Here is an 11338-nt window from a genome sequence, read left to right on the forward strand (position 1 = left end):
CCGTCCTCTCCTCGCGTCAGGGCTCAAGACCACGGTGCCAGCGCAGCAGGCGGGCGTTGAGCCGGCTCATCGCCCCGTCGATCGCCAGCCCGAGCAGGCCGATCGAGGCCATTCCGGCGATGATCTTGTCCGACCAGAAATATTCGCGCGCCTCCAGGATGCGGAAGCCGAGCCCGTTATTGACCGCGATCATCTCGGCGACGATCACCACGATGAAGGCGGTGCCGATGCCGATCCGCGCCCCGGTCAGGATGTAGGGGGTGGCGGCCGGCAGCATCACCCGCCAGAACAGGGTCAACGGCCCGGCGCCGAGATTGCGGGCGGCGCGGATGTAAATCCCATCGACGTTGCGCACCCCGGCGATGGTGTTCATCAGCACCGGGAAGAACGCGCCGATGGTGATCAGGAACACCGCCGGCGGATTGCCCAGCCCGAACCACAGGATCGCCACCGGGATGTAGGCGATCGGCGGGATCGGCCGCAGCAATTGGATGGTGGGGTTGGCCAGCCGGTAGACCCGCTCCGACGCCCCCATCAGGATCCCGAGCGGCAGGGCCAGCGCGGTGCCGAGCAGGAAGCCGGCCAGCACCCGGTACAGGCTGGCCACCGCGTCGGACGGCAATTCGCCCGACAGCGCCCAGGCGACCCAGCCCGACACCGCCGGGTCGTAGGGTTCGGCCGGGGTGAGATAGGCCCACCAGCGCAGCAGCACCTCCCACGGGCCGGCCAGCAAGGCGTGATCGATCCAGCCGCTGACCGACAGGCCCTGCCAGATCGCCACCACCACCACCGGGACGATGGCGCCGGTGGCGGCGGCCTTCAGCGCGTCGCGCGACAGCAGCGCCGGCCTCATTTCCTCAACTCCGCCTTGGCGCTTTCGAGCAGATCGAGCCGGACCCACTCCGCCGCCGCCGGGGGCTTGGCCATCCGGCCGACCCCGGTTTCCTGCATCGTCCGCGTCACCGCCTCGACCTGGGCGACGCTGAGATCATAGGTGTAGGCGGCGTTGTTCATCGCGTCGCGGAAATCGTCGGCGCTGATCTGGCCCTTGAACATCTGGCTGCGGACATAGGATTCGGCCAGGGCCGGATCGGCGATGAAGGCGCGGGTCGCCTCGACGAAGGCCAGCATGGTCCGCCGCGCCACGTCGGGCTTGTCGCGGTAGAATTTCTCGGACATCACCAGGGCGCGCACCGGCTCGCCCATCGGGGTGTCGTAGGGCCGGATCACCTCGGTGGCGAGGCCCTTGTTGAGCAATTGCGAGGCATAGGGCTCGGATTGCGAGATGGCGTCGAGATTCTTCGCCGCCAGCGCCTGATTGAGGTCGGGATAGACCATGTAGACCAGCCGCACGTCCTTGCCCGGCTTGTCCGACCAACTGAGCCCGTGCTGGCGCAGCTCGGCCAGCAGCAGCAATTCCTGCGGCCCGCCCCGGGTCACCCCGACGGTGTGGCCCTTCAGCGCGGCGACCGAGCCGATCTGAAGATCGGGGCGGGCGACGATCCGGGCGCCGCCCCGGGCGAAGCCGGCCACCGCGACGATCGGGGCGCCGCCGGCCCGGCCGGCGATCGCCGCCTCCAGCGCGCTGGCACCGAGGTCGATCTCGCCGGCGATGATCGCCGGCTGGATGTCGAGCCCCTTGGCGAACACCCGCTCCTCGATCCGGATCCCGTATTTGGGCGCGATTTCCTTCATGTAGGACACCGCCCCGTAATGGGCGAAGCGCAGATTGCCGAGACGGACCACGTCCTCCGCCCGGGCCGGCACCACGCACAGCACCGCCAGGACGGCCAGGGCCGCCCCTCGGATCAACGACATCATGCCTGTTCCTCCCGGTTCATGCCGGCGGGCGTTGGCTGGCCCGGCGGGCGAGGAAATCGCCCCAGACCGTCAGCCTGAGAGGCAAGGAGTAAAGCAATGGTTATGACAATACCAAAGAACGCACCCTATATCTGTAAGGGAAGATACGCTTCCCTCATGGGTGGACACCGTACCGAGAAAACACCCTCTCTGTTTGGGGGTGGACGGGGCCGGCGGTGGTCACACCCACAGGCCGTCGCGGGTATGGGGCGCGACCAAAGCGAGCAGCAGCCCCATCACCGCCCGGGCGGCGACCGACAGCGGCCGCTCGGCGGCGTGGGCCAGCCAGATCCGCCGCTCGATCGTCGGCCGGACCACCGGCCGCGCCACCAGCCGGGCGGCGATCGCCCCCTGCCGGGCATAACGCGGCGACAGCAGGGTATGGCCGACCCCCTCGGCCACCAGCGTCTTGATCTGGTCGAGCGAATCCAGCTCGACGATCACGTTGGGCGGGCGGCGGCGCAGCAGGGCGGCCCGCTCGACCTCCTCGCGCACCCCATGCGGCCGGCCGGGCAGGATCAGCGGCAGATCGAGCGCCCGATCCAGTTCGATCTCGGCGTCGGGATCTTCCCCCTCCCCTCCCCCCGCCCCGCCGCGCGGCCCGACCAGACACAGGCTTTCGCGCGCCAGGAAGCGGGTGGCCAGCCCGGGCGACGGGGTTTCGCCGAACACCACCGCCAGATCCAGTTCGCCGCGCAAAACCCAGGCCTGCATGTGACCGGACAGCGCCTCGACCAGCCGCAGACGGATGGCGGGGAAGCGCGCCCGCACCGCTTGCACCAGCGGCACCGTCAGCAGCGGCCCGAGCGAGGTCGGCAGCCCGATCACCGCCGGCCCGGCCGGCACCGCCTCGATCCCCCGCACCTCGTCGGCCAGCCCGCCGACCAGCGCCAGCACCGCCCCGGCCCGCTGGGCCAGCCGCTTTCCGCTGTCGGTCGGCACCACCCCGCGCGGCGTCCGCAGCAGCAGCGGGCAGCCGAACTCGTCCTCCATCCGCTTCAGATGCAGGCTGAGCGCCGGCTGGGCGACGTGCAGCGCCTCGGCGGCGCGCGACAGCGAGCCATGCTCGACGATGGCGGCGAAATAACGCAACTGACGCAGGTCGATCATCGCGGCTCCCCTTCGCCCCCTCTTGCCCTGATATAACGGAACGCTATCGCAACCATAGCGAATATATTTTTTACCTGCATGGGCCGGGCGTTGCACCCTGGGGCCGGCCGCCCTCCGACCAAGACGGCCACCATCAGGGAGGCTTCACCGTGCAGACGTTCCGCTGGGACGACCCGCTTGATCTCGACGCGCAACTGACCGAGGAGGAGCGGCTGATCGCCGCCTCGGCCCGGGGCTACAGCCAGGACCGGCTCCAGCCCCGGGTGCTGACCGCCTATCGCGAGGAGCGGTTCGACCGCGAGATCATGACCGAGATGGGCGAGATCGGCCTGCTCGGCCCGACCCTGCCGGAGGAATATGGCGGGGCCGGAATCAGCCATGTCGGCTATGGCCTGATCGCCCGCGAGATCGAGCGGGTCGATTCCGGCTATCGCTCGGCGATGAGCGTGCAATCCTCGCTGGTGATGCATCCGATCCACGCCTATGGCAGCGAAGAGCAGCGCCGGCGCTGGCTGCCCCGCCTCGCCAAGGGCGAGCTGATCGGCTGCTTCGGCCTGACCGAGCCGGATTCCGGCTCGGATCCGGCCAGCCTGCGCACCCACGCCCGCCCCGCCCCCGGCGGCTACCGCCTGACCGGCAGCAAGATGTGGATCACCAACGCCCCGATCGCCGATCTGGCGATCGTCTGGGCCAAGTCCGAGGCGCATGACGGCAAGATCCGGGGCTTCGTGGTCGAACGCGGCGCCCCCGGCTTCTCCACCCCCAAGATCGAGGGCAAGCTGTCGCTGCGCGCCTCGATCACCGGCGAGCTGGTGCTGGACGAGGTGTTCGTGCCGGAAGAGAACCTGTTGCCGGGGGCCAGCGGCCTGTCCGGCCCGTTCGGCTGCCTCAACAAGGCCCGCTACGGCATCGCCTGGGGGGTGGTGGGGGCGGCCGAGTTCTGCTGGCACGCCGCCCGCCAATACACCCTCGACCGCAAGCAGTTCGGCCGGCCGCTCGCCGCCACCCAGTTGATCCAGTTCAAACTGGCCCAGATGCAGACCGAGATCGCCCTGGCCGCCCAGGCGGCGCTGCGGGTCGGCCGGCTGATCGACCAGGGCGCCTGGGCGCCGGAGATGGTATCGCTGATCAAGCGCAACAACTGCCTCAAGGCGCTGGAGATCGCCCGGATGGCGCGCGACATGCACGGCGGCAACGGCATCGCCGACGAATTCCACGTCTTCCGCCACATGGCCAACCTGGAGACGGTCAACACCTACGAGGGCACCCAGGACGTCCACGCCCTGATCCTCGGCCGGGCCCAGACCGGGTTGCAGGCCTTCACGGCCTGAGCGGGAGGACGACACGATGGCGGGAGCCCTGTCCCATCTGCGCGTGCTCGACCTCAGCCGGGTGCTGGCCGGTCCGTGGGCCGGCCAGATGCTGGCCGACCTCGGCGCCGAGGTGATCAAGGTCGAAAAGCCGGTCGCGGGCGACGACACCCGCCATTGGGGGCCGCCGTTCCTGCGCGCCCCCGACGGCAGCGACACCGGCGAGAGCGCCTATTACCTCGCCGCCAATCGCGGCAAACGCTCGCTGGCGATCGACATCACCCGGCCCGAGGGGCAGGACCTGATCCGCCGCCTCGCCCGCCGCTGCGACGTGGTGCTGGAGAATTTCAAGGTCGGCGGGCTGGCCAAATACGGTCTCGATTATCCGGCGCTGCGGGCGGAGAAGCCCGACCTCGTCTATTGCTCGATCACCGGCTTCGGCCAGGACGGGCCGCTGGCGGCGCGGGCCGGCTATGATTTCCTGGTGCAGGGGATGGGCGGGCTGATGAGCCTGACCGGCGAGGCGGACGGCGAGCCGATGAAGGTCGGCGTCGCGCTGACCGACCTGTTCACCGGGATGTATGCCACCGTCGCGGTGCTGGCGGCACTGGCCCACCGCGACCGCACCGGCGAGGGCCAGGCGATCGACCTCGCCTTGCTCGACGTCCAGGTGGCGATGCTGGCCAATCAGGCCAGCAATTATCTGGTCGGCGGCGTGGTCCCCACCCGGCTGGGCAACGCCCATCCCAACATCGTCCCCTATCAGGCCTTCGCCACCGCCGACGGCCATGTGATCCTGGCGGTGGGCAATGACGGCCAGTTCCGCCGCTTCTGCGCGGTGGCCGGCCGGCCCGAACTGGCCGACGACCCGCGCTTCGCCACCAACACCGCCCGGGTCCATCACCGCGAGACGCTGATCCCGCTGCTGCGGCCCCTGATCGCCGGACGCAGCAGCCGCGACTGGATCGCCGCGCTGGAGGCCGAGGGAGTCCCCTGCGGCCCGATCAACCGGCTCGATCAGGTGTTCGACACCGAACAGCTGCGCCATCGCGGCATGGTGGCGACCCTGCCCCACCCCCTCGGCGGCACGGTGCGGACGGTGGCCAACCCGATCAAGCTGTCGGCGACGCCGGTGGGCTATGACCGCCCGCCGCCGCTGCTCGGCGCCGACACCGCCGGCCTGTTGAAGGAGCTGCTGGGGCTGGGCGAGGACGAAATCGCCGCCCTCGCCGCGCGCGGCGCGATCGGCCGCTGACCGGGCCGGGATGGGTAATCACGGCGAAGCGGGGCCGACACGGCCAGATCAAAATTCCCGCCCTTGGTCAGAGTGAGTCATATTCAGACGGCCGCCCCCATACATGGATCATGGGAAACCAGGGTTGATCTTGTATGGGAAGTCTTCACCGATAAACCGGATATGTCCTGGGTGGACTGATGGATGGATAATAACGCCGCGGTTGCGTCGAGGCTGGACTTGCAGCGGATCTGGCGGCACCCTGAGACAATTGGATGAGATGACGTTCCCATCGCTGCGCCGATCGGAGCGGTGGTTGACCTGTGGCGGCAATGAACGGACGTGACCAGCCCATGAAAAATATCTGTCGGAAATCCTCTGCCGCTCCGGTGGAGCCGGGCTGGGCAAATCACCTCTCACGGGCATCGTCTTCAGCCCAGGTCCGGCGGTCGGGAGTGGTGTGGGGATGAACGGAAAGGTTCTGATCGCCGGCACGTCGCTGCTGGTGTTGGCCGCGGGGGTGGCGGATCACCGTCCCGCCCTGGCCGACACCACCATTACGGGCTCGGGGGGCTCTCAGGCCTGGACGTCAGGCAATTTCACCGTCACCAGCACCGGCACGCTCACCGCCCTCCGGCCGATCACCAGCACTGGCTCCCTGGGTACACTGACCATCGAGGGCCTGGGCCGTCTCGTCGCCGGCAGCACCGGTATTTACAACACCGCCACCATCGCCACATTGGTCAACAGCGGCACCATCAGCGGCACCCAGGGTGGGGTCAACAACCAATCCGGGACGATCACCTCCCTTCTCAACAGCGGCACCATCAGCGCCGGCAACACCGGGATCAACAATCGCGCCAGCATCGGCACCCTGACCAACAGCGCCAACATCGTCGGCAGCGCCTTCTCTGGCATCAACAATGACGGCACCATTGCGGTCCTGACCAACAGCGGCACGATCAGCGGCAACGCCGGCATCAACAATACCGGCAGCATCGCGGTGGTGGACAACAGCGGGACGGTCAGCGCCACCTATTCCGGGCTGATCAACAACGGCACCATCGGCCAGTTCACCAACAGCGGCACCATCATCGCTCGGAACGGCGGGGTTGGTGTCATCAACGGCAGCAGAATGGGCACGCTGATCAACACCGGCTCCATTCAGGGAGGGGTCACGACCGCGATCTGGAACTTGGGCAGCCTCGGCAGGCTTTCCAACAGCGGCGTGATCACCGATGTGAAGTGGGGGGTCCTCAATGGCAACAATGCCACCCTTTCCAGCCTCGACAACGCTTCCGGCGGCATCATCCACGGCGACAGCACCGGAATTCGGAATTCCGGCAGCATCGGCACGCTGTCCAACAGCGGCACGATCAGCGGCGCGATCGCCCTCGCCAACACCGCGTCCGGCAGCATCGGCGCGATCGTCAACAGCGGGGTGATCGAAGGCAATATCGTCAATGCCAGTTCCCACGGCCTGACCATCGACGGCGGCAGCGGCGGGACCTTCGGCACACTGACCGGCTATGCGGCGAACACGGCGGGGACCATCACCAGCACGCTTTCCAACCTGACCTTCGCCTCCGGCAATCTGCTGCTGAACGACAACATCAATGTCGGCGCCCGCAGCGTCATCAATACGGGCGCGACGCTGAGCTTTTCCAACAGCCCGACCATCACCGGCACTTACAGCCAGACCGGCGGCGGACTGGTCATCCCGGTGGTCTCGGTCAACAGTTACGGCTATTTGACCGTGACCGGCGGCGCCACCATCACCGGGGCGGCGATCACCATCTCGGGCGTCAGCCTGAGCGCCGGCGAGACCTACTTGATCGTCAGGGGCGGGGCCAGCAGCACCTATACCAACAACAGCGTGATCGTGGTCGGCACCAGCGGCCTGAAAGCGTCGCTGACCGCCGTCGGCAATGTCCTGGAGGTGACCCTGGCCAAGAAGGGGCCGGCGGGCGGCTATGTGGCGCTGGGGCGGACGGCCGGGGGCGCGGCGGTCGGGGTCGGCGCGGCGCTGGACGCCATCGCCGCCTCGAACGGCGCGGCGGCGCTGGCCTTCCAGACCAAGGTGCTGGATCCGTTGAACAACCTGCCCGAGTCGGCGCAGGCGACGGCGGTCAAGCAACTGGCGCCCAGCCAGGTCACGCCGCTCGTCCAGGTGACGGCGCAGATCGAGCCGGTGGTCCAGGCGATCGACACCCGTCAACTGGCGCTGGCCGAGGGCGGCGGAGTGTCCGGCGTCGCGGCGGGATCGGAGCCCCATTCCTCCGGCCTGTGGGGGCAGGTGCTGGGAGGATATGCCCTGCGCGGCACCACCGCCGACGCCGACGGGGCCAAGTCCACCAGCTTCGGTCTGATGAGCGGGCTCGATTTTCACGTTGCCGCCGGCAGTAGCGTCGGCGTCGCCGCGAGCTGGCTGCGCGGCTGGACCGCCGGCCTGGGCGCGTCCTCGGGCAACCTCACCACCGTCGACAGCTATCAGCTGACCACCTATGGCCTGCATCGTTTCGGGTGGGCTTTCGTCGATGGGCAGGCGGGTTTCGGCTATGACCGCTTCAACCAGCGGCGGACCATCGGCTTCCTGGGCCAGCAGGCGCATGCCGATTACGACGGCCAGCATTATGTGGCGAAGATCGGCGGCGGCTACGACATCCCGGTGAACGCGGCGGTGACCGTGACGCCGATCGCCGGCCTGCGCTATCTGCGGGTGGTCTCGGACGGCTACACCGAGAGCGGTTCGGACGAGAATCTGACCATCCGCCGGCGGGGCAGCCAGTCGGTGACCCAGGACATCGGGGTCAAGGTCGGCTGGTCGGTGGCCACGCCCCTGGGGAGGGTGAGGCCCGAGGCCCAGCTGGCCTGGGTGCATGATTATCTGCAAGGCCCGATCGCCACCTCCGGCCTGATGGGGGGCGAGGGCTTCACCAGCACCGTGGCCCGCACGGCGGCGGACGGTGCCCGCCTGAACCTGTCGGCGACGCTGGAGCAGTCGGACGATCTGACCCTGAAGGCTGATTATTCCGGCGAGGCACGGCCCAATTATCAGAGCCACACCGGGCTGCTGAAGGCCACCTGGGGGTTCTGAACGGCGGGTCGATCGGGTTGACTTATGCCCCGCCCAGCCTCCCGCCTGACTCCCATCAAAGGGTTCCAAGGGCCCTCGGCCCTTGGCGGGTGTGGGCAGCGCCCACCTAAACCGCGTTGACTACTCCCCGCCCTCTCCGTCCTCACCATCGGGGGCGGTGCGCAGGCGGACGAGGAGGTCGCGGACGGTGGCGAGGTTATGGGCGGTGTTGGCGAGGTGCAGCACCCGGGCGCCGGTGTCCAGCGCGGTGTCGCGGTCGGTGTTGTTGTACGTGGCGCAGGGCAAAGCCCGCAGGCGCAACGTCTCTTCGCCAAGGTCCAGGGGCGCGGCGGCGGCGGGGGTGAACAGATCGGGGGCCTGGGCGGCGAGGAAGCGGACCAGGGCGGTCTGTTCGCGCAGCCATTCGTCGCAGCTGTCGATCGCCGCCCGCCACGCGGTAAAAAAGGCGGCGCGGGCGGCGGGGTTGGCGCCGAACAGCAGGACGCCGCTGTTGATCACCGCGCAGCGATTGACCTGCCAGTTGGGGCGATCGACCAGGGTGACGGCGACGTCGAACGGGGCCGCGTCGTAGGCATCCTCGATCGGGCGGACCGGGATGGCGTCGGCGTCGAGGAAGATCATCCGCTCGGCGCCGATCCGGCGGGAGGCGTCCTCCATGCACGGCACCTTCTGGAGCAGCATGTTCTCGAAGGCCAAGCCGGCCTTGATCAACGGCCGGGCCAGCGGGCTGCCCGGCCAGCGTTTCAGCACCGCCTTGCGCAGGCGCTGGCGCCAGGTGCGGCGGAAGCGGGCGTTGTAGGCGATCGCCATCTCGACCTGACGGGCGGGGGGCAGGCTGGCGGCGAGCGGGCCGAGGTCGGCGATGCGGCCGGTCCAGTCCACCACCTCGACCCCGGTGGTGGGACAGGCGAAGCGGGCGCGGCGGCGATCGTCGCCCCAATCATAGACCAGCACCCGGGCCGAGGGAGCGACGCGGCGGATCTGGGCAACGGTCAAGGCGATGAAATCGTAATATTTCGCGTTGCCCATCACCACATAGGCGGTCATCGTCGGCGTTCCCTCGCTGTTTCCCGGGCTCCGCCCGGACCCGCCAAGGGCCGGGGGCCCTTGGATCCCTTGCCTTGTCCTGTGTGAGGCGAAAGGCGGTGTCACGCCCGACCATCAATGGGTTCCAAGGGCCTTGCGGCCCTTGGCGGGTGCGGGCAGAGCCCGCCTTCAGCCCCCGGAATCGCGGTCGAGGCCGCGCAGGCGGTTGACGAACGGGGCCAGCCCGACCTGACGCGCCCGTTTCAGCCGTTCGGCGGCGAGGATGGCGCGGACCTGGGCCACCGAATGCTCCACCTCGCGATTGACCACGATGTAATCATATTCGGGCCAGTGGCTCATCTCGTCGCCGGCCTTGGCCATCCGTTCGGCGATCACCTCGGCGCTGTCCTGGCCGCGCCCGGACAGGCGGCGGTGCAGTTCCTCGAGCGAGGGGGGCAGGATGAACACCGACACCAGATCGGCGCGGGCGTTCTGGGCCAGTTGCTGGGTGCCCTGCCAATCGATGTCGAACAGCACGTCGCCGCCCCGGGCCAGCACCGCCTCGACCGGGCCGCGCGGGGTGCCGTAGAAATTGCTGAAGACGCGGGCATGTTCGAGGAACTCGCCGGCCTCGACCATGCGGTGAAAGGCGGCGACATCGAGGAAATGATAGTCGCGGCCATCGACCTCACCCGGGCGCGGGGCCCGGGTGGTGGCCGACACCGACATCGACAGCGCCTCGTCCCCGGCGAGCAGGGCGCGGGAGATGGTGGTCTTGCCCGCGCCCGAGGGCGAGGACAGCACCAGCATCAGCCCGCGCCGGCCGATCGCCGGCGCGGTTTCCGCCTCGCTCATGTCAGACCGTCACCCCGGCCGCGACGTCGCGGAAGGCCGGGATCTGGTCGAAGTTCATGTAGCGGTAGATCTCGCCGGCCTTGGCATCGACCGCCGCCACCTGCTCGAGATATTCCGCCGGAGTCGGGATACGGCCGAGCAGGGCGCACACCGCCGCCAGTTCGGCCGAGCCGAGATAGACCCTTGTGTCGATGCCGAGGCGGTTGGGGAAGTTGCGGGTCGAGGTCGACAGCGCGGTGGCGCCCTTGCGGATCTGGGCTTGGTTGCCCATGCACAACGAGCAGCCCGGCAGCTCCATCCGCGCCCCGGCGCGGCCGAGGATGCCGTAATAGCCTTCCTCGGTCAGGATCATCTGATCCATCTTGGTCGGCGGCGCGACCCACAGCCGGGTCGGGATGTCGCTCTTGCCGTCGAGCACCCGGCCGGCGGCGCGGAAGTGACCGATATTGGTCATGCAGGAGCCGATAAACACCTCGTCGATCTTGTCGCCGGCGACCTCGGACAGCGGCTTGACGTCGTCCGGGTCGTTGGGACAGGCGAGGATCGGTTCCTTGATCTCGTTGATGTCGATCTCGATCACGGCGGCGTAATCGGCGTCGGCATCGGGGGCGAGCAGCTGGGGATCGGCGATCCAGGCTTCCATCGCCTTGATGCGGCGTTCGAGGGCGCGGCGGTCCTGATAGCCCTCGGCGATCATCCACTTCATCAGGGTGATGTTCGAGCGCATGTATTCGATGATCGGCGCCGGGCCGAGATGGACGGTGCAGCCGGCGGCGGAACGCTCGGCCGAGGCGTCGGTCAGCTCGAACGCCTGTTCGACCTTGAGGTCGGGCAGGCCCTCGATTT

Annotated in this window: 9 protein-coding genes; 3 read left to right on the plus strand and 6 right to left on the minus strand. The window is 68.7% G+C overall.

Going from position 1 to position 11338, the window contains the following annotated elements; genetic code table 11:
- Positions 1-16: 16 nt before the first annotated feature.
- The 3 genes from ACFSNB_RS10925 to ACFSNB_RS10935 form a co-directional block, all read right to left on the minus strand.
- Positions 17-853 (minus strand): ABC transporter permease, encoded by an 837-nt coding sequence (locus tag ACFSNB_RS10925; protein ID WP_377316413.1) that lies wholly within the window; start codon positions 851-853, stop codon positions 17-19.
- Positions 850-1818 (minus strand): ABC transporter substrate-binding protein, encoded by a 969-nt coding sequence (locus ACFSNB_RS10930; protein ID WP_377316415.1) that lies wholly within the window; start codon positions 1816-1818, stop codon positions 850-852. Before ACFSNB_RS10930 ends, ACFSNB_RS10925 begins: the two co-directional genes overlap by 4 nt.
- Positions 1819-2040: 222 nt before the next feature.
- Positions 2041-2970, minus strand: coding sequence for a LysR family transcriptional regulator (locus tag ACFSNB_RS10935; RefSeq protein WP_377316417.1), 930 nt, complete (start codon positions 2968-2970; stop codon positions 2041-2043).
- Positions 2971-3119: 149 nt separating this feature from the next.
- Here ACFSNB_RS10935 and ACFSNB_RS10940 point away from each other — a divergent pair, with 149 nt between their 5' ends.
- From ACFSNB_RS10940 to ACFSNB_RS10950, 3 genes are all read left to right on the plus strand, one after another.
- On the plus strand, positions 3120-4301 hold the full coding sequence (locus ACFSNB_RS10940) for an acyl-CoA dehydrogenase (RefSeq protein ID WP_377316419.1): 1182 nt from the start codon (positions 3120-3122) through the stop codon (positions 4299-4301).
- 16 nt (positions 4302-4317) lie between these two features.
- Positions 4318-5535 (plus strand): CaiB/BaiF CoA transferase family protein, encoded by a 1218-nt coding sequence (locus tag ACFSNB_RS10945; protein WP_377316421.1) that lies wholly within the window; start codon positions 4318-4320, stop codon positions 5533-5535.
- Positions 5536-5980: 445 nt separating this feature from the next.
- Complete coding sequence (locus ACFSNB_RS10950) at positions 5981-8611, plus strand: autotransporter outer membrane beta-barrel domain-containing protein (protein ID WP_377316423.1); 2631 nt, start codon at positions 5981-5983, stop codon at positions 8609-8611.
- A 120-nt stretch (positions 8612-8731) separates the two neighbouring features.
- Here the strand turns inward: ACFSNB_RS10950 and ACFSNB_RS10955 are convergent, their stop codons facing one another.
- From ACFSNB_RS10955 to ACFSNB_RS10965, 3 genes are all read right to left on the minus strand, one after another.
- Positions 8732-9658, minus strand: coding sequence for a hypothetical protein (locus ACFSNB_RS10955; protein ID WP_377316425.1), 927 nt, complete (start codon positions 9656-9658; stop codon positions 8732-8734).
- Positions 9659-9826: 168 nt separating this feature from the next.
- On the minus strand, positions 9827-10492 hold the full coding sequence (gene gmk / locus ACFSNB_RS10960; RefSeq protein WP_377316427.1) for a guanylate kinase: 666 nt from the start codon (positions 10490-10492) through the stop codon (positions 9827-9829).
- A 1-nt stretch (position 10493) separates the two neighbouring features.
- On the minus strand, positions 10494-11338 hold an 845-nt coding region (locus ACFSNB_RS10965; RefSeq protein ID WP_377316429.1), incomplete at its 5' end, for an aconitase family protein.

It is taken from the genome of Phaeospirillum tilakii (assembly GCF_042683125.1).
In the GTDB taxonomy this organism is placed as follows: Bacteria; Pseudomonadota; Alphaproteobacteria; order Rhodospirillales; family Magnetospirillaceae; genus Phaeospirillum; species Phaeospirillum tilakii.